This window comes from Rhizobium sp. G21 (genome assembly GCF_014158035.1).
Taxonomy (GTDB): domain Bacteria; phylum Pseudomonadota; class Alphaproteobacteria; order Rhizobiales; family Rhizobiaceae; genus Rhizobium_E.
In genome coordinates this window covers 3,716,173-3,735,216 of the sequence record NZ_JACFXW010000001.1, presented here as the reverse complement: position 1 = coordinate 3,735,216, position 19,044 = coordinate 3,716,173, and the positions used below count along the sequence as shown (strand labels likewise).

General features: G+C 63.5%; 17 protein-coding genes and 3 pseudogenes. 11 read left to right on the top strand and 9 right to left on the bottom strand.

The features are described from left to right. Positions 1–4: 4 nt before the first annotated feature. From proC to H2O14_RS18590, 3 genes are all read right to left on the bottom strand, one after another. Positions 5–820, bottom strand: a complete 816-nt coding sequence (gene proC, locus H2O14_RS18600) for a pyrroline-5-carboxylate reductase (RefSeq protein ID WP_182828824.1) — start codon at positions 818–820, stop codon at positions 5–7. Then, positions 817–1,317 carry a YbjN domain-containing protein gene (locus tag H2O14_RS18595; RefSeq protein ID WP_182828823.1) on the bottom strand — a complete coding sequence of 167 codons (501 nt, stop codon included), beginning with the start codon at positions 1,315–1,317 and terminating at the stop codon, positions 817–819. Before H2O14_RS18595 ends, proC begins: the two co-directional genes overlap by 4 nt. A 397-nt stretch (positions 1,318–1,714) precedes the next feature. Continuing rightward, entirely contained in the window at positions 1,715–1,975 is a 261-nt protein-coding gene (locus tag H2O14_RS18590; protein ID WP_182828822.1) for an accessory factor UbiK family protein, read from the bottom strand. A gap of 181 nt (positions 1,976–2,156) precedes the next feature. Here H2O14_RS18590 and lgt point away from each other — a divergent pair, with 181 nt between their 5' ends. The 5 genes and pseudogenes from lgt (at position 2,157) to H2O14_RS18565 (ending at position 7,009) form a co-directional block, all read left to right on the top strand. After that, on the top strand, positions 2,157–3,011 hold the full coding sequence (gene lgt, locus H2O14_RS18585; RefSeq protein WP_246697438.1) for a prolipoprotein diacylglyceryl transferase: 855 nt from the start codon (positions 2,157–2,159) through the stop codon (positions 3,009–3,011). Further along, positions 3,008–4,105 (top strand): class I SAM-dependent methyltransferase, encoded by a 1,098-nt coding sequence (locus H2O14_RS18580; protein ID WP_182828820.1) that lies wholly within the window; start codon positions 3,008–3,010, stop codon positions 4,103–4,105. The genes lgt and H2O14_RS18580 overlap by 4 nt, the downstream gene beginning before the upstream one ends. Positions 4,106–4,348: 243 nt before the next feature. Next, positions 4,349–5,007, top strand: a pseudogene (gene pgeF / locus H2O14_RS18575) (peptidoglycan editing factor PgeF). A gap of 2 nt (positions 5,008–5,009) precedes the next feature. Then, positions 5,010–6,161, top strand: coding sequence for a Xaa-Pro peptidase family protein (locus H2O14_RS18570; protein WP_182828819.1), 1,152 nt, complete (start codon positions 5,010–5,012; stop codon positions 6,159–6,161). A 71-nt stretch (positions 6,162–6,232) separates the two neighbouring features. Then, entirely contained in the window at positions 6,233–7,009 is a 777-nt protein-coding gene (locus tag H2O14_RS18565; protein WP_182828818.1) for a hypothetical protein, read from the top strand. Here H2O14_RS18565 and H2O14_RS18560 read toward each other — a convergent pair whose 3' ends face one another. Both H2O14_RS18560 and H2O14_RS18555 read right to left on the bottom strand, forming a co-directional pair. Next, positions 7,010–7,897 carry an NAD(P)/FAD-dependent oxidoreductase gene (locus H2O14_RS18560; protein WP_182828817.1) on the bottom strand — a complete coding sequence of 296 codons (888 nt, stop codon included), beginning with the start codon at positions 7,895–7,897 and terminating at the stop codon, positions 7,010–7,012. Next, positions 7,884–8,339, bottom strand: a complete 456-nt coding sequence (locus H2O14_RS18555; protein WP_182828816.1) for an RrF2 family transcriptional regulator — start codon at positions 8,337–8,339, stop codon at positions 7,884–7,886. The genes H2O14_RS18560 and H2O14_RS18555 overlap by 14 nt, the downstream gene beginning before the upstream one ends. Before the next feature lie 143 nt (positions 8,340–8,482). On the opposite strand from H2O14_RS18555, the gene H2O14_RS18550 reads away from it, so the two are divergent. From H2O14_RS18550 to H2O14_RS18535, 4 genes are all read left to right on the top strand, one after another. Beyond that, the gene (locus H2O14_RS18550; RefSeq protein ID WP_182828815.1) at positions 8,483–8,677 is read left to right on the top strand and encodes a hypothetical protein; all 195 of its coding nucleotides are present in this window, start codon (positions 8,483–8,485) and stop codon (positions 8,675–8,677) included. A gap of 74 nt (positions 8,678–8,751) precedes the next feature. After that, complete coding sequence (locus H2O14_RS28960; protein WP_182828814.1) at positions 8,752–10,218, top strand: DUF4189 domain-containing protein; 1,467 nt, start codon at positions 8,752–8,754, stop codon at positions 10,216–10,218. Positions 10,219–10,383: 165 nt separating this feature from the next. Continuing rightward, entirely contained in the window at positions 10,384–11,319 is a 936-nt protein-coding gene (locus tag H2O14_RS18540; RefSeq protein WP_182828813.1) for a ribose-phosphate pyrophosphokinase, read from the top strand. 65 nt (positions 11,320–11,384) lie between these two features. Then, positions 11,385–12,233, top strand: a complete 849-nt coding sequence (locus H2O14_RS18535) for a hypothetical protein (protein ID WP_182828812.1) — start codon at positions 11,385–11,387, stop codon at positions 12,231–12,233. 200 nt (positions 12,234–12,433) lie between these two features. Here the strand turns inward: H2O14_RS18535 and H2O14_RS18530 are convergent, their stop codons facing one another. The 4 genes from H2O14_RS18530 to H2O14_RS18515 form a co-directional block, all read right to left on the bottom strand. Next, on the bottom strand, positions 12,434–13,462 hold the full coding sequence (locus H2O14_RS18530; RefSeq protein WP_281410033.1) for a bifunctional diguanylate cyclase/phosphodiesterase: 1,029 nt from the start codon (positions 13,460–13,462) through the stop codon (positions 12,434–12,436). Continuing rightward, positions 13,411–14,391 (bottom strand): diguanylate cyclase domain-containing protein, encoded by a 981-nt coding sequence (locus H2O14_RS28540; RefSeq protein WP_182828810.1) that lies wholly within the window; start codon positions 14,389–14,391, stop codon positions 13,411–13,413. The genes H2O14_RS18530 and H2O14_RS28540 overlap by 52 nt, the downstream gene beginning before the upstream one ends. 206 nt (positions 14,392–14,597) lie before the next feature. Beyond that, complete coding sequence (locus tag H2O14_RS18520; protein ID WP_182828809.1) at positions 14,598–15,563, bottom strand: sigma-54-dependent Fis family transcriptional regulator; 966 nt, start codon at positions 15,561–15,563, stop codon at positions 14,598–14,600. A 183-nt stretch (positions 15,564–15,746) separates the two neighbouring features. After that, positions 15,747–17,207, bottom strand: a complete 1,461-nt coding sequence (locus H2O14_RS18515; RefSeq protein WP_182828808.1) for a hypothetical protein — start codon at positions 17,205–17,207, stop codon at positions 15,747–15,749. Positions 17,208–17,453: 246 nt separating this feature from the next. On the opposite strand from H2O14_RS18515, the pseudogene H2O14_RS18510 reads away from it, so the two are divergent. Continuing rightward, positions 17,454–18,046: pseudogene (locus H2O14_RS18510) on the top strand (50S ribosomal protein L25/general stress protein Ctc). A 157-nt stretch (positions 18,047–18,203) separates the two neighbouring features. Further along, a pseudogene (pth, locus tag H2O14_RS18505) lies at positions 18,204–18,901 on the top strand (aminoacyl-tRNA hydrolase). Positions 18,902–19,044 lie beyond the last annotated feature (143 nt).

The following is a 19,044-nucleotide window of genomic DNA, read 5'->3' as shown; positions in this document are numbered from 1 at the left end:
GATGTCAGCCCGCCAGTTCTTCGGCGCGGTCGCGCGCGGCCTTGATGGCGATGTCGAACAGCGGCTGCATGCCGTCTTCGGCCATCAGCACTGCGAGCGCCGCGGCCGTGGTGCCGCCGGGAGAGGTGACGTTCTTGCGCAATTCGGCGGCTTCGCCGGGCGACTGGTGAAGCAATTCACCAGCGCCCGACACTGTAGCTCGCGCGAGACGCATGGAGAGGTCCGCCGGCAGACCGAGTTTACGGCCTGCCTCCGCCATGCACTCGACGAGGTGAAACACATAAGCCGGGCCGGAGCCGGAAACGGCGGTCACGGCGTCGATCAAAGCTTCCGCCTCGACCCATTCGACCGGGCCTGAGACCTTGAGCAGCGCATCCACCGCGGCGCGCTGCTCGGATGTCACATGTTCGTTGGCGAAGGCGCCGGTCACGCCGCGGCCGATCATGGCCGGCGTGTTGGGCATGGCCCGCACCATGGCCGCCTCGCCGAGATTGGCCTCGATGAAGCCGAGCGTCTTGCCGGCGGCGACTGAAACGATGATCGTGTCAGGTCCGACCAACGGCCTGTAGGCAGGCAGCACTTCGCCCATCACCTGAGGCTTGACCGCGATGAACAGCACGCCAGCCTTCACGCCTTTCGGTGGTTCGGACACGAAACCGATGCCGGCGTCGGACAGCCGCGCCTTCATCGGCCCCTGCGGGTTGGGATCGGCGGCGATGATGCTCTGCGGCGCAATTCCGCTGCGCACCCAGCCGAGCGCCATGGCGCCGCCCATATTGCCGGCGCCGATGAGAATAATGGGGCCCTTGATCGCGCTCATGCTTCGCCGACCGTCTCGAACCTGACGGCGTCGATGGCCGCCTGCGCGCCCATGCCGGACCAGACGACGAATTGAAACGCCTGGAAATAGACTTCGCAAGTATCGATCGACGACGCCAGCATCGCCTCGACCTGCCGACCCGTCGGCTCGAGCCCGCCCGACAGCAGGAGCGACTGGCGGAAGATCACCGACTCCGCCTTGTTCCACACGTCGAAATGGCCGAGCAGCATGTCGCCGTTGATGATGGCGACGAGCTTGTTGACTTCCGCGAGCCGCGCCTCGGGAATGCGCAGGTCGAAGGCGCAGGAGAAATGCAGCGCCTCGAATTGCTCCATCCAGGAAAAGGACACGTAATAATCGGTCCAGCGCCCTGCGACGGTCATGGCGATCTCGTCGTCGGCGGAACGCTCGAAGGACCAGTCGTTGGTGTCGGCGACGAATTCGATCATGTCCACCGGATGGGACTGTCGCTCGACCTTGATATCAAAAAGGCTCATGCTGCACCTGAAGAGTGACAATTCTCGACCCTCCGCGAAAGCGGCAACGCCGTCGCGGGGGCAAATGTTTAAATTCTAGGAATGATCCGCGAAGCGACGAGCTGACTATGGGCTCACTACCCTGCCCGGAACTTGCGTCTTTCGCTTCGAATCATCTTGTAAAATCAGTCTATAGCGCCGGATTCGCGTTTCCAGCCCCGTACTTTCGAATTTGCGCGGACCCCGGTTAGAAAAGACTGATATTCAGATTCAACAGCCAAACTTAACCGACTCTCCGAAAAGGATTTTTCGATCCTTTCCACAGGCCGCAAAAAAACTGCTGAAAACAAAATCGGCGGGCTGTGGATAAACCACACCCGCCGATTTAACCGGTCATAAACCCTATAAGTGTCTGGATTTATTCTCCAGACCCACCCAGCTTGGCTTCGAGCGCGGCGATGCGCGCGGCGAGCGCGTCGTTTTCCTCGCGAGCCTTGACCGCCATTTCGCGAACCGCTTCGAATTCTTCGCGCTTGACGAGATCCATGCTGTTCAGCCAGCGCTCGGCCTGCGCCTTGAAAGCCGTTTCGACTTCCTTGCCGACGCCCTGGACCGCGCCGGCCGCGTCGGTCATCAGCTTGGCGAAATCGTCGAGAATGCGGTTGGGTCCCGTGGTCATTTGAGCCTCCGAAAACGGAATGAATGCATGAACCGGAGGTAGGCAATGGCCCCTTGCGATGCAAGGAATTTCGGCCCTGCGCGGCAAAAAATCCCGACTTCCACCTCCCGCCTCTGTCCTGCCGGAGCAACCATGCTATAAGCCGCGCTTTCCGAGAACAAGACTTGCACGGAGCGAGCCATTGACCGAGACGCTGTACAATCTCGCCATTCTCCCCTTTCCCGACATCGATCCGGTCGCCCTGTCGCTCGGACCGATCTCGGTCAAGTGGTACGGGATTTCCTATGTGGTCGGCATTCTCCTGGGCTGGGCCTATGCGCGCAAGATCGTCACCACCCCGCGGCTGTGGCGCAACGACAAGCCGGCGATGACGCTGAACGACATCGATGATTTCGTCTTCTGGGCGGCGATCGGCATCGTGCTGGGCGGGCGTCTCGGCTATATCGTGTTCTATGATCTCGACAGCGTGCTGGCCGAGCCGCTGCGGGCGATCGAGATCTGGAACGGCGGCATGTCCTTCCATGGCGGCATCACCGGCACCACCATCGCCATGATCCTGTTCGCCCGCCGTCGCGGCATCCGCGTCTGGTCGCTGTTCGACGTCGTCGCCACAGTCTGCGTCACCGGCCTGTTCATGGGCCGCATCGCCAACTTCATCAACGGCGAATTGTGGGGCAAGATCACCAATGTCCCCTGGGCCGTGGTGTTTCCCGGACAGGAGCCGTTCGCGCGGCATCCGAGCCAGCTCTATGAAGCGGGCCTGGAAGGCGTCGTCACCGGCCTCATCCTCGCCGCGCTCGTCTTCCTGCGCGGCAGCCTGAAGACGCCCGGCTTCACCGCCGGCGCATTCGTCTGCCTCTACGCGCTGTCGCGGATCGCGGTGGAATTCGTGCGCGAGCCGGACAAGCAGCTCGGCTATCTCGCCGGCGGCTGGCTGACCATGGGCATGGTTCTGTCGCTGCCCATGCTGTTGCTCGGCCTCTGGGCCATGGCGCGCGCCAGACGCGCCGCCGGTCGGGAGTTCGCCGACGCATGACGACGCCGCTTCGAGAGAAAATCCGCGCCATCATTCGCGCCAACGGCCCGATTTCGATCACCGACTATTTTGCGCTCTGCCTCGCCGACCCGGAATACGGCTATTACAAGACCCGCGATCCCTTCGGCCGTGGCGGCGATTTCGTCACGGCTCCCGAAATCAGCCAGCTGTTCGGCGAGATGATCGGCGTCTTCTTCGTCGAGGCCTGGCGACGGCATCTGAAGCCGATCGACAAGCTGCGCATCGCCGAAATCGGCCCGGGCCGCGGCACGATGATGGCCGACATCCTCCGCACCGTGCAGAAGCTCGAACCGGAACTCTATGCGGCGGCCTCCGTGCATATGATCGAGACCAGCCCGACGCTGCGCGACATCCAGGCGAAGACGCTGGCCGACCATGCCGGCAAGACCGAATGGAGCGAGACCTTCGACGCCATCCCCGAGGGCTTCCTGTTGCTGGTCGCCAACGAATTTTTCGACGCGGTGCCGATCCGGCAATTCGTCAAGACGCCGAACGGTTTTCGCGAGCGGCTCGTCGGGCTCGACGCCGATGATCAACTGACCTTCTCCGTGGGGGTCGCGGGCGTCGATCCGATCCTGCTGCCGCCCGACCATCGCGAGGCGCCGGTGGGCGCCGTGGCGGAGCTCGCCCCGGCGCGGGCGGCGATCATGCAGGCGATCTCCGAACGGCTGTTCCGCACTGGCGGCGTCGGCCTGATCATCGATTACGGCCATGTCGAACAGGGGTTCGGCGACACGCTGCAGGCGATCTATCGCCATGCCTATGATCCGCCGCTCGCCCATCCCGGCGAAGCCGATCTCACCAGCCATGTCGATTTCTCCGCGCTCGCCGATGTGGCGCGTCACTGCGCCGTTCACTTGGCGGGCCTGGGCAGCCAGGGCGATTTCCTGCTCGGCCTCGGCCTCGCCGACCGCGCCGGCGCGCTCGGCGCAGGCAAGGACGCCTCCCGACAGGAAGAAATCGTGTCGGCGGTGCGCCGCCTGGCGGGCGATGGCGAAAACGAGATGGGCGAACTCTTCAAAGCGCTGGTGGTGACGAGCCCGGCGGTGGATCTTCCACCGTTCCAGAGTTGACTCGCCTCGCGCGACGCTGCAAACATCCGCCAGCCTCACGGTGACTGCGTCGCGCGACCCCGCCCCTCCGATCGACAGAGTTTGACAAGGCTGCCCTTCCCGATGACCCATGAAGATTTCCAAGGCGTCCGGCCTATCCAAAGCGCGCTGTTGTCGGACACGGCAGGCGCCGCGATCGAACACGGCTTTTTCACCCGCAAGGGCGGCGTTTCCGAAGGACTCTATTCCGGACTCAATGTCGGCCTGGGCTCGAAGGACGCGCCCGCGGCCATCCAGGAAAATCGCAGCCGCGTCGCGGCCTGGTTCGGACGTGACATCGGCGATCTCGCCACGCTCTACCAGATCCATTCCGCCGACGTCGTCACCGTCGACGCCGCCAACAAGAGCGAGCGCCCGCAGGCCGACGGCCAGGTGACGTCGACCCCGGCATTGTGTTGGGCGTTCTGACCGCCGATTGCGGTCCTGTGCTGTTTGCCGATCGGGAGGCCCGCGTCATCGGCGCGGCGCATGCCGGCTGGAAGGGTGCGCTCGACGGCGTGCTCGAAGCCACGATCGACGCGATGATCGCCCTCGGCGCCCGCCGCGAGCGGATCGCGGCCAGCCTCGGCCCGTCTATCTCGCAGGCCAGTTACGAAGTCGGCCCGGAATTCGTCGCCCGCTTCGTCGCAGTGGACCCCGAATGGTCGCGCTTCTTCAAACCGTCCGAAAAACCGGGGCACAGCATGTTCGACCTGCCTGCCCTGACCGTCGAGCGGTTGAGAGCCGCAGGCGTGCAGGCGGAAAATATCGACCGATGCACCTATGCCGACGAGGAGAATTTCTTTTCCTTTCGCCGCACGACGCATCGCAAGGAAGACGATTACGGCCGGCAGATCTCGGCCATCATGATCAGGGAGCACTGACTATGGCGCTGCATTTCTCACGCGACGAATTCGCCGCGCGTCTCGAACTCCTGAAGGCGCGGATGAAGGAAGAGCGGCTCGACGCCATGTTGCTCTTCGCCCAGGAAAGCATGTATTGGCTGACCGGCTACGACACGTTCGGCTACTGCTTCTTCCAGACGCTGGTGGTGAAGGCCGACGGCCAGATGGTGCTGATGACCCGCTCGGCCGATCTGCGCCAGGCGAAACTGACCTCGACCATCGAGGACATCCGGATCTGGATCGACCGCGCCAATGCCGATCCGGCCGCGGATCTCAAGAACCTGCTGATGGAACTGGATCTACTCGGGGCCCGCATCGGCGTCGAATACGACACCCACGGCCTGACCGGCAAGAACGCCCGGCTGCTGGACAATCAGCTGACATCGTTCGGCACGATCCTCGACGCCTCCTATGTCGTCAGCCGCCTCCGGCTGGTGAAGTCGCAGGCCGAGATCGACTATGCGACCCGCGCCGCCGTCCTGGCCGATGACGCGCTCGAAGCGGCGCTGCCGCTGATCAAGCCCGGCGCCAACGAGGCCGACATTCTCGCCGCCATGCAAGGCGCGATCTTCTCCGGCGGCGGCGATTACCCCGCCAATGAATTCATCATCGGCTCGGGCCCCGACGCGTTGCTCTGCCGCTACAAGGCCGGCCGCCGCGTGCTCGACCAGGTCGATCAACTGACGCTGGAATGGGCCGGCGCCTACGCCCATTATCACGCCGCGATGATGCGGACGATCGTGATCGGCAAGCCCACCGACCGCCAGAAGGAACTCTACGCCGCCGCCCGCGACACGATCGAGGCGATCGAACAGGTGCTGGCGCCCGGCTCGACCTTTGGCGACGTGTTCGACACCCATGCGCGCATCATGGACGAACGCGGGCTGGCGCGTCATCGGCTCAACGCCTGCGGCTATTCGCTCGGCGCCCGCTTCTCCCCTTCCTGGATGGAGCACCAGATGTTCCACATCGGCAATCCCGAGCCGATCCTGCCGGGCATGACGCTGTTCGTGCATATGATCATCATGGATTCGGAGACGGGCGTCGCCATGACGCTGGGTCAAACCTATCTCACCACCTCCGGTCCGGCCAAATGCCTGAGCCGGCTCGGCCTCGACCTTTTGTCGGTGTGAAGTTTGCGGAATTGACAGACCGACGCGCTCGCCGTCATAAACTTGTAGTGGACGGCGAGCGGGAGTCGACGATGCAGCGATACGGATGTCTGGCGATCCTCGGTTCGGCGCTGATCGCCCTGTCGGCCTGCAACTCCACCGATGCGCTGACGCCGAAGGCGGACATTCCCAACGCGCCCGCCGCGAGCGAGCAGACGGTTCCCGTCGCCTCCTCATCGGATGCGCCACCGGCCCGGCAGGCGTCTGCGCAGCCGCAGGCCGGCCTGCCGCCGATCGACGGCGGCGACGATCCTTCACCGCCCCAGAATACGCTCGAAGCTCAGGCGCAGGCTCTGCAGGGCGGTCAGGCCAATCCGGCCGCCGCCGAGCCGGTCGCGGCGACGCCGGCCGCGCCCCGCGCCAACAACGGGACTCTCGGCGCAAATCTCTACCGCACCGACGGCGCAGCGCCGGCGACGCCCAGCATCTATTCCAATCAGCCGGTCAAGGGCGCGATCCGCTTCATGCCGATCATCGGTGCGCCGATCGCGGCTGTGACGCCGCTGTCGCGCGAACTCGGAACCTCGGCCCGCGGCAACGGCCTGACCATCAAGGGGTCGAACGATCAGAACGCCGAACATGTGCTCAAGGGCTATCTGTCCGCCTTTTCGGATGGCCAGCGGGTGACAGTCATCTATGTCTGGGACGTGCTCGACAATGCAGGCGCCCGCCTACACCGCATCCAGGGACAGGAAATCGTGCCTGCCAAGGGCGCCGACGCCTGGAGCGCCGTGCCGCCCGAGGTCATGCAATCGATCGGTTCGGCCACCATCGCCTCCTATATGAAGTGGCGAGAGAGCCAGGGCTGATCACTCGAACATCAGCGAACGGTGCGTCGCGCCGCCGGCCATGGCGCCGTCGCCGACCGCGAACGACACCGATCCCGCCATGCGGGCGACGTCCCCGCAGGCGAAGACGCCGGCCACGCTGCTCTCCATCATCGGGGAGACATCGATATAGCGCCCCAGCGGCCCCTCCTTGAAGGCGCAACCCAGTTGATCGGCGATCGGCGACGACGGAACCGTCGTCGGCGCGGTGAACACGCCGGCGAAAGACAGGCGTCGCCCGTCTGCGAGCACGATATCGGCCTCGCCTTCCAGCGCCGAAATGAGGGCGTGTTCCACCCGGGTTCCCCGGGCTGCGAGCGCCTCTTCTTGCTGAGGGTCGGGCGTGAAGCGACCATTGGTGAACAGCGTGGTCTCGCCCCAATCCGGCAGCATCAGCGCGTGATGCATCGATATGTCCCCGACGGCGATCACGGCGATCCTGCCGCGATCGAGTTCATAGCCATGGCAATAGGGGCAGTGGAACACGTTCCGTCCCCAGCGCTCGGCGAGGCCGGGAATTTCGGGCAGAATGTCCTTCACGCCGGTGGCCAGCACCAGCCGCCGGGCCTGCACGGCGGAGCCGTCGTCGAGCAGGACCGAAAATTCGTTCTTCTCGCCGCGCGCGCTTTCCGCCCTGCCGTGATGAATGCCCACATTGGGATAAGCCAGCACCTGCGCCCGGGCCTCTTCGACGATCTCGGCCGGAGGGCGACCATCCTGGCCGAGGAAACCGTGCGACGTCGATGCGAAGCGATTGCGCCGGAGACCGGCGTCGACGATCAGCACGTTGCGACGGGCGCGCGCGAGTTGAAGACTGGCCGCGAGGCCGGCGTAACTGCCTCCGATGACGACGACATCATAAAGCGACATGGACATGATCCTTCTTGAGCGCCTGGAAGCGGCGATGGAAATCCTCGGAAAGCTGGGCCAACGTGACCGCGCCCAGTCGGGCGACCAAGATCGCCTCGGCCTCCCGAAACGCATCGTCCAGAGCGCTGTTGACCGCCTGTTCGACCAGGCAACCGGGGCTTTCGTTGCGGTTGCCGATCGCAAACGGCGCAGGCGCGCCGATGGCTTGGTAGACATCGAGCAGGCTGATCTCGGCGAGCGGTCGCGCCATGACCCAGCCGCCGCCGTGGCCCTTGGAGGACGTCACGAAGCCGGCTTCCCTGAGGCCCGACATGATCCGCCTGATCACCACCGGATTGGAGTCCATATGTTTGGCCAGCTGCTCCGAGGTCACGGGCGCCTCCGATTGAGCCATGTGCAGAATGGCGTGCAGCACGCCGGACAGTCGCGAATCTCTTTTCATGTAACTTTATATGTTGCGTGAAACGGTCGATTCAAGTGGCCGGAAAAAATTCGGTTCATGCCTCTTTCCGTCCAAATCTCGCCCATCTAAAACCCTAGTCAGGGTGAGACAGGGCCCCTTTGCACCCCAGGAGTTGACCGACAGTGGCGGAGATCGACATCAAGCAGGACGCCGAGACCGGCGTCGCCACCATCACCATCAAGGACCCGCCGGACGGCGAAACCCGATTCAGGCTGCGCGACGTCGCCTCCGGGAGATTTCTGTCGAAACGAGGCTGGAGCAAGACCGCCAACTTCCTGCCCGGCGACGCCGAGATCGTCGAGGACAGGCGCGGCTGACCCTGGACGCCGATCTCGCCCGCAGGATCCCCGCTTTCGCGGCCCTCGAAATCGAAGCGCCGGCGGCGGCTTTCGTGCAGCCGGTCATCTGGACCGGCGGCAAGGACGCGCCGCCGGCCGTGGCGGACGCCGTCGAGAGCGATGACGAGGAGACCAAGGACGACGGCCTCGCGGCGATCGGCCTCGTTCCACTTGCAGCGTCTGCCGAAGCCGACGGCGATGCGACATCCGGAAAAGGCGAAACCGAAACGGCCCCCGCTGCAGGCGCGCCGGACGCCGAGACGCCAGCCGTCGCGCCGATTTCCGCCGCCGACACGCTGGCCCCCGGCAAGGATGACGCCCAGATCATCGACAGCGCCGCGAAAGACGAAGAGGTTGTCTCCGAGGCGCCCACGATCGCGCCCAGCCTGTCCCAGGACCGTCCTCGCCTCGCCGGCGACAAGCCGGAAGACCATCAGCCCTCGCGCTGGCGTCCGACGGCGATCGCGGCCTGTGTTTTCCTTCTTCTCGGCGCCGGCCTCGGCTATGCGCTGTCCAGCGGTGACAGCGGCGCCGCAGCCGGCAATACCAACGCCAACAGCGCCGTCATCGCCGAAGGCAAGATAGACGATCTCCAGAAACGCGCCGATCAGGCGGCGCAGGAACGCGACAAGGCGCGGGAAGAACTCGCCGCCGCCCAGAAGGCGCTCGATGACCTCAAGGCGCAAGCGCCCGCTCCGAGCGCCGAAGCCCCCGCGCCGGACGAAGACGTCGAAAAAGCCAATGCCGCGCTGCTCGAGCGCAGCAACCAGTTGCGTGAGGCGCAGGCCAAGATCTCGGTGCTGACGGTGCAGCTCGAAGCCCTGCAGAAAGTAGCCGCCGACGCCGCTTCCGCCAAACTCGAGCGACAGCAACTCGCCGACAAGGTGACGCAGCTCACATCCGATCTCAACGCGGCCCGCAACGCCCCGCCGGCCGAAGACGAAAGCGACGCCTCACAGGCAGCGACGCCCTCCGCGCGTGAACAGCAGCTCGAGGCGGAGGTCGCCAGCCTGCGGGAGGAGCGGGATCTGTTCCAGACTCAGCTAAACAAGCTCAATGACAGCATGACGGCGCTCAAGGCCGACAAGGACACGCTCGAAACCCAGATCGCCTCTCTCAAGACGCCGCAGGCCGGCGGCGAGGCGGCGAGCGCGCCCGAAACGCCGATCCCGGGGTCGACCGGCATCTGGGGCGCCGCCTCCATCGATCAGGCCGGCGTTATCTACTCGGTGCAGAACCAACAGGGCGAAGGCGAAGCGCGGCAGGCGGCGGCGAGCAAATGCACGAGCCAGTCCCGGTTCCGCTGCGAGCCGCTCCTGACCTTCTCCAACGCCTGCTTCAGCGTCGCGCGCTTCCAGGGCGAAGCGCCCGCAGGCGACAACTTTGCCTATTTCGTCCATGAAAACAAAAGGGTGGCTATCCGCACCGCGCTCAAGCATTGCCGCGGCCTCGGCGCGCTCTGCGACACCCGCTTCACCGCCTGCTCGCCCGACGCGTCGGCCCAGGCTTCCGCCGACTGACCCGCTGCAAGACCACATCCGCGAGATGGGTCGGAGACCGGCTCGCAAACAATCGGCGCCGGTTTACCGCGTTGCAAAACAGCGGGGGATTCGTCGGAATCCCCTTGCATTCACGGCAAAGCCGGTTATTAAGCCGGCATCCGGCATGAAAACAGGCGGCAGGTCATGAAGGTTTTTTCGGGCAATTCCAACCGGCAACTGGCCGAGTCGATCTGTTCCTATTTGAAGGTTCCACTCGGCAAGGCAAGCGTCCGGAGATTTGCCGACCAGGAAATCTTCGTCGAGATCCAGGAAAATGTCCGCGGCGAAGACATCTTCGTCGTCCAGTCGACCTCCTATCCGGTCAATGACAATCTGATGGAGCTGCTGATCATGATCGACGCGTTCCGTCGATCGTCGGCCCGCCGCATCACCGCTGTCCTTCCTTATTTCGGCTATGCCCGCCAGGATCGCAAATCCGGTCCGCGCACGCCCATCTCCGCCAAGTTGGTCGCCAACCTGATCACCGAAGCCGGCGCAGACCGCGTGCTGACGCTCGATCTCCATGCCGGCCAGATCCAGGGTTTCTTCGATATTCCGACCGACAATCTCTTTGCCGTGCCGGTTCTTGCGCGCGACGTGAAGTCCCACTACGATCTCGACAATGTCGTGGTGGTCTCGCCCGACGTCGGCGGCGTGGTGCGCGCCCGCTCGCTCGCCAAGCGCTTGTCGGACCGTAATCTGGCCATCGTCGACAAGCGTCGCGAACGGGCCGGCGAATCCGAAGTGATGAACGTGGTCGGCGACGTGGCCGGCAAGGACTGCCTGTTGATCGACGACATCGTCGATTCCGGCGGCACGCTCTGCAATGCAGCCGAAGCGCTGTTGAACCAGGGCGCGACCAGCGTGACGGCATATATTACGCATGGCGTGCTTTCGGGCGGCGCCGTCAATCGTGTGGTGGCGTCGAAGCTCAAGGAACTGGTGATCACCGATTCCATTCAGCCGACCACCGCGGTGCTGCAGGCGGCCAATATCCGCGTGCTTTCGACTGCGCCCTTGATGGGCGAGGCGATCCACCGCACCGCGCTCGAAGAGTCCGTGTCGAGCTTGTTCGATTGAGAAACGGGCGCGGCGCCATTATCGTGTAACCGCCGCCGGAACTTCCGTAGGAGGCGGAATGCGACTTGGCGCTTACACATGAAGTCATTATCGGCCACGCCCGGTTCGCAGATCTGATCAGGGATCAATCGCGACAGCTGATCGAGGCGTCGAATTCCGAAGCCCGACTATCCAGCGCTTTCACCAACCAGCAGCGCTGGTTGATGAGCCATATCGGCCTGGCTCTCTATTTCGAGCAGATGCGGGATCCGGACGCGCCTGGCCTGAACATCACGACCTTCACCGAAACCGTGGCCGATCTCGGCATCGCCAGCCGCAACACGGCCGACGCTTATTGCAAGGAACTGGTGAACTACGGCTATCTGGAGACGGCGGACAGCTGGCAGGACCGGCGCCGCAAGCCGCTGAAGCCGGTGCAGTCCGTCTTCCAAATCTACCAGCTCTGGCTGCTCGTGCATCTCGGCACGCTGGATCGGATTTCGCCCGGCGGACGCGTGCGACGCCTGATGTCGGATCCCGCCGCCCTGCCGCGCATACAGCCCATGCTTGCGCGCGGGCTCGCGCAGCGACGGGGCTTCGAGGCGATCGGCAGGGATTTCGCGCTCCTGAACTGGCTCGACGCCGGCGCGCATCTCATGGATATCCTCGCCCAGACATGGAGCCCCGATCCGGAACAGCCGGACAGGCTGATCTGCGGCTTCATTCCGACGTCCGAGCTCGCGACCCGGCTGGCGATATCCCGGCCGCATCTGTCGAGGAAGCTTCGGGAGGCGGAGGCCCATGGCGCGATGGGATGGACGGGCCAGCCCGGAAAGTCTCCCCTGTGGGTCGGACAGAAATTCATCCGGGATTATCTTCTCGGCCAAGCCGTCAAGCTCGCGGTGATCGACGAAGCCTGCGAAGCAAGCCTCTGACATACCAGGCGTCGGCGTCGAAAATACCCCCAAAAATGATAAGGCCGTTATTCTTGACCACTGCAACCGACGCGTTTAGGACTTCGGACTCAAGGCCGCCAGGAGATCCACTTGCCCGGACAAAGAGATAACCCCATCTCCTGACACTCCGGCGGCCTTTTTTTTCTGAACGACCGTTCCGTAAGTTCGCAGGTTGCGTCTCAGGCCGCGTGCGACGAGGCGTATTCCGATTGAAGACGGTCGAGCGCGGCCGCCTCGCTCATCGGTCGACCAAAGAAATAGCCTTGGAACAAGGTGAGGCCCAGCGCCTTCAACACCGCCGCTTGCTCTTGTGTTTCAACGCCTTCGATGATGCAGGCGCAATCCAGGTTGCGCGCGAGGTCGTTGAGGGTTCGGATGATGTTGCAGCTGACCGTGCTTTCGCAAATGTCGGCGATGAAGCTCCGGTCGATCTTGAGCGCGCTTACCGGCAGGCGGTGGATCTGACCCAGATTGGACTGGCCGACGCCGAAATCATCGAGCGCCACGCCGATGCCGAGGTCGCGGAGACGGCGAATATTGCCGGCGGCGATCTGCAACTTCTGCATGACCGCCGTTTCCGTGAGTTCGAAAACCAGCCGGTGCGGATCAAAGCCGCTCCGCGCCAGAATCTCGAGGAGCCCTTCGAGAATCTGGGGCGCCTCGATATCCTTGATCGAGAGGTTAAAGGACAGGAGCACGTCGTCGGGCCATGCGCTCGCCGCTTTCAGCGCCCGCGAGAAGATCGACAGCGTCAGCGCGCCGATCATGCCGCAGCGTTCGGCCACGGGAATGAAGACGTCTGGCCGCACAGGACCCAACACCGGTGAATCCCAACGCGCCAGAACCTCGAAACCGTAGGTCCGGCGTCCGCTTTCGCACCAGAGCGGTTGAAATGCGAGGTGGAACTCCCGATCGAGATCGGCCCGCTTGATTTCCTGCTCGACCAGACTGCGATAGGCGATCTCGGTGGCGAGCGCCTGCGTGAACAGAATGACCGCGCCGCGCCGGGTCAGCTTGGCGTGATAGAGCGCGTAATCGGCGTGCTCGAAGGCCTCTTCCGCGGAACGGCAATGGTCGGGGAAAATGGTCACGCCGCTCGATCCGCCGACGCGCACGGTCAGTTCCGGCAGGTCGAGAGGCTGTTTCACATCGGCGATCAGACGCGCCGCTGCGTCGACCGCGGCCTCGTCGGAGGCGGGATTGTGCAGGATGAAGCCGAATTCGTCGCCGCCGAGGCGGGCGATTTCAACCCTTCCCGCTCAGCGGCGAGGGACAGTCTCCTTCCGATCTCGATCAGAACCTTGTCGCCGACCCCATGGCCATAGGCGTCGTTGACCGGCTTGAAGCCGTCGAGATCGATCATGCCGATGGCGAGCCGTTCGGAGGCGCTCTCCGCCGCGGCCAGTCGCCGCTCGAGCGCAGTCACGAACCAGCGGCGATTGTGCAGGCCGGTCAGACTGTCGAGATTGGCGAGCCGCAGATTCTCCTCGGACAGCCGCTGCGCTTCCTGCTGCTGCGCCTGGATCTCCTTGCGCGAGGCGATGAGATTGGCGAAATCGGTGTAATAGATCTGCAGGATGAACAGAAGCGCGGCCGATACGAGCAGCACGTTCACCGCGATCATCTGGAAGACTTCCACCCCGGTCGAGGCGAAGAACACCACATAGGGGCCGAGCACGATGAACACCAGCAGCACCGCGGACGCGCGCAGATGCATCAGGCAGAAGATGCAGCCGATGATCGTGATCGCCATGTAGAAAGCGACATGGCCCTTTTCGAGGTCGCCGCCATAGCCGTAGAGCGAGAAGGCCCAGGCGGTGAAGCCGACGCCGAGCACGACAGTGAAGCGCAACGTGCCGCGGAGCCTGGCGATGGCCGCCTCGGCCGTGACCACCTGCTTGCGCCTGACGACCCAGCCGACCAGCCGGTAGCCGCAGAGAAGATAGAGAATGCTCGGCGCTCCGACGGTCAATTGCCATGGCGCTAAGCCGGCATGCGTGAGGGAAAGAGCGACCGTATTGGCCACCAGCATCAGATACATCAGGGGCACCTGGCGCTGGAAAGCGGAGAATTGGGCAAGCGCGAGTTCGGGCTTATCCGCCGGAATGGAAAAGAATTTTCTGACGATCAGCAGCATCGACTCCCCCGCTAGCATCAAGCATCTATCACGGGTGGTTTAATACTGGCTTAATTAGGGTTCTCTCTTCTGCAACGCTAAAGGGCAGTACCCGCTTGGAGGCGCTGAAACGCAGGCTCCACGCGTCCATCGGCGAACTTTGATTAAAATCCTAGGTAGAAGACGCCTCGGTTTACAGAGGCGGTCTTCGGCCGGAGAGACGCGCCTCACTCCCCGTGCAAATTCAACTTGTTGATCTTCCTGTGCAATGTCGCGCGGCTGATGCCGAGCATCTGCGCGGTCAACGACACATTGCCGTTGTTGCGCGCCAATGCTCGCCGCAACGCAGCCCGTTCGGCCGCGAGGAGATCGGCGCTCCTGTCGTCACAACTTTCGCTGAGAATATCGGAGGCCGGAATGCCGCTCTGGATCATCGCATCGTCGATCTTGAGCGCCAGTCGCGCCGCGCGCGTCGCGCCCAGCACCATGTCGTCGCGATCGACCGCGAGCAGAGCCGATCCGGAATGCGACTGGCTGTCGAGCAGGACTATCCGCGCGCGGCTGTAGGCGCGACGAAACAGATTGACTTCGATGCGGCCGGCGGTGTCCCTCGCCGCCTGCGCCAGCACCGGCATGATCATTTCGGAGGCGTCGCGCCGGGCGGTGGAAATGTCGATCGCCGCGACGATGCGGCCGACATGGTCGCGAACCGGCGCGGAGGCGCAGGACAGGCCGATATTGGACGACAGGAAATGCTGGTCGCGGAACACGGTGACCATCCGCCCGTCGGCGAGCGCGGTGCCGATGCCGTTGGTGCCGACGCTCGCCTCGCTCCACAAGGCGCCGGTCCACAGTCCGAGATCGCGGAATTCCTTATCCTCGCCGCTGACGCCGCGACGGTCGAGCACCACGCCGTTGCTGTCGGTGATGACGATGCAGCAGCCGGCCCGGCCGACCATGCCGAACAGCCAGTCGAGTTCGCCCGAGGCTTCCTCGACCACATGGCCGGATTGCCCGAGGACCTCCTGGAATTCGGCCTCCGTCAGTCTGTGGGGATCGCGTTTCTCCTCGGGCGTCAGCCCGTATCGCGTCAGACATCGCCGCCAGGACGCCGCGATCGGCGAACTGGCGCCGGCCGACTTTTCCTGGGTCAGTTGATAGACTTTATCCGCGTGCTGGTTCGATCCAAGCATGAGCTCCTCCCAAAGCGTCTGCCCGTGTCTACATCCGGCGCTGTGTGCGCGTTCGTCATTCTCCCGGCATTCCACTCATAGAGCTAGCATGAAAAGGCCGGCATACATAAGGAAAATGTGACGCATTCGCCCCTGCCCTGCCGGCCTGTCGCAATTGTGCGACGCTTGCGCGCCGCGCCTGGCTTACATCTTCATCGCCTGGCCGTTGATGAAGACCTCCCCGTCGGCGCCCATCTTGACGTTCCAGAGAATGGAGCCGTCCGGCTGTTCGCGTCCGAAGCCCTTCATCATCAGCGCCATGAAGGCGCCTTGGCCGAATTCCGGCGCCGTGGCGGCATTGTCCTGCAGAAACTTGACGGTCTTGTCGAAATCGCGCGCGACGATGTCGACATTCATGTTCGGTTTGTCGCTCTGGGCCTGATCGACCTGCATCGTGCCGGTGAGCGCGATGTCGTAGACGTCGGATTTGGCGGCGACATTGGTGAATTCGAAATTCATCTTGCCGTCGGGCAGCACAATCTTGCCGAGTTCCTCGGATTGCTGCGGCGTCAGCGGCTGATCCTTGGTGAAGTCGGCGTGATCGGCGAGATAGGTCATCATGCCTTCCAGATTGAGAGAGCGCATCGCCATGCCGAAGCTCAGCGATTTCGGCAACGCCCCCTCCGTGCCGGGCGGAAGAAGTCCGGCCGGCGCCGTCGGATCGGTCGCGCTCACCTCGAATTCGAAGCGGCTGTCGGGCTTCAAGCCGTTGAAGGCGAGCTTGTAGCCGATATCCGCGGCGGAGAAGGTCATGTTGGACGCATTGACCTTGACGTCGCGGATGTGGATGTCCTCGACCAGATTGTCGACCAGCGGCACATTGGCCCGGATCAGCGCCTTCAGCCTGGTGTTTTGCTCCGCCGTCAGATTCTGCTGTCCGGACTTTATCAGATCGAGCACGAAGACGACGAGATCGCGCAGCGGCGCGAGGCCGGCCTTGTCCAACTGCACCCGTCCATCCATGGACGCCGCGTCGATGCGCACCTGCCCCGCCTGGCCCGGGCTGTTGATCGTTTCGCTCAGCCCGCTCAAGCCGAAATTGCTGACGAGGTCGCCGCGGCCGTCGGTCACGTTTTCGAGGCGCATGTCCTGCGAGGCCTTGGCGACCGCGATATCCACCATTTCGGCCCCGGTCTGGGTGGTGATGGCGACATTCTCGTAAGCTGAATTGCTGGTTCGGAAGAAAGAGATGGCCGGATCATACAGCGCGTCGCCGGTCATCTTCTCGATTTTGTAGACGAAGGTGGACGGCTTGCCGTCGGCGGTGAAGCTGCCCGAAACGTCGAGCCGGTCGCTGAGCTCCGCCTTCCACATCCCGTCGTCCTGCGGCGTCAGGAAATAGGAAATGGGCTTCAAGCCCTCGATGGCGAAGGTCTTGGGATCGACATCCTTGAGGAGCGCGCTGAAGTCCATGCGCAGTTCATAGCGCTGCGAGCCGGGGATAACGCGCAGGAACCCGCTGTCGTTGACGTTCTTGGGCAGATAATACGTCAGACTGTCGAGCAGTTTTTGCGCTCCGGCCTCGTTGATTTCCGCCGCGCGCGAAGCGACCGGCGAAAGAACGAGGGCGGCAGCCGTCGCGGCGAATAGCGCTTTGCGCATCATGGCAGGCTCCGTATGAAGTCGGATTCGAATGGCCGGAGATTGCCCCGGCCTGTCCTGCGGGTCAATTGCGGCGGGCGCATCTTTCCCGCCATGCCCGCGACTTGCATTCCAGGGACTGTTTTGTTATAGGCCCGCATCCGCCGGGACACCCTTGGAGGCACGGCGGAGGCGTATCCACAAAGATATGTCGTTTTGGGTCGGCGTCCGCGCCGCCCGGGACACTCCGCAAACTTGAAAGGAATAGCCATGAGCCAGGAAACTTACGAGCTCAAGGCCGAGCTGCGCGAACGGGTTGGTAAGGGGTCCTCCCGCGAACTTCGCCGCAACGGCCGCATCCCTGCCGTCATCTATGGCGACAAGCAGGCCCCCTGTCGATTTCCCTCCCCGTGAAGGAAGTTACGCTGAAGATTCACGCCGGCGGTTTCATGACCACCGTCGCCACCATCGACGTCGACGGCCAGAAGATCTCGGTCCTGCCGAAGGACTATCAGCTGGATCCGGTCCGCGACTTCACCATGCATGTCGACTTCCTCCGCGTGTCCGGCAACACCCAGGTCACCGTCGAGATCCCGGTTCACTTCATCAATGAAGAAAAGTCCCCCGGCATCAAGATCGGCGGCGTGCTGAACGTGGTGCGTCACGAAGTCGAGTTCCATTGCCCGGCAGACGCCATCCCGGAATTCATCACGGCCGACCTCGAAGGCCTCAAGATCGGCGACGGCATCCACATCTCGCACATCAAGCTGCCGGCTGGCGTGACCCCCGTGATCACCGACCGCGACTTCACGATCGCCACCATCGCGTCGCCGGCTGGCGGCACGACCGGCGAACAGGAATAACAACAACAATATTGCCGCCCGGCGCGAGCCGGGCGACGACTTCGAACCCCGCCGGCGAAAGCCGCGCGGGGTTTTTCATGCCGCGCCGGATGGAACTGTTGACATTCCGGCCCGGTTGCGGCTTGAAGGCGCATAGGGCAAGCCGAGGCATTCACCGATGAAAATCTTCGCAGGACTGGGCAATCCGGGCTCGAAATATCAGGGCAACCGCCACAATATCGGTTTCATGGCCATCGACGCCATCCACCGCAAGCTGCCGTTCGGCCCGTGGTCGAAGAAGTTCAAGGCGGAGATTTCAGAAGGCGACATCGGCGGCGAAAAGATCCTGCTCATGAAGCCCCAGACCTTCATGAACCTCTCCGGAGAAAGCGTCGGCGAAGCCATGCGCTTCTACAAGCTCGCTCCCGCCGATATCACCGTCTTTCACGACGAACTCGACTTGCCCGCAGCCAAAGTGCGGGTCAAGATCGGCGGCGGTCATGGCGGACACAACGGACTGAAGTCGATGGATGCGCATTGCGGGCGGGACTATCGCCGCGTGCGCCTCGGCATCGGCCATCCGGGCGCAAAGGAACTGGTGCACAATCATGTTCTCGGCGATTTCGCCAAAGCCGATCAGACCTGGCTCGACCCGCTGCTCGACGACATCGCCCTTACGCCCAGCTTCTGCTCGAGGGCGACGGCAGCCAGTTCATGAACAAACTGTCGGGCGGCGAGGCCAAGGCGGCCCCGGCCAAAGCCAAACCCGCCGCCCAGTCTCACATCCGCCAGGCCCGCCCTCAAGGCCCGAAGACGCCTGTCTCGGGCCCGATGGCCGATATGCTCAAGAAACTCCTGGGCGGAACCGGCGACTAGCCGGGGTGACGACGCCGGCCACCGCGCAATCGACGGGCCCAGATCGCCTCCTATATTACTGGAGTCGCGCATAAATAAGATCTAAAATAAGACAGATCTAATTATAAGTCGAGAATTGCAAATATAAGTTCAAGCACAATCCA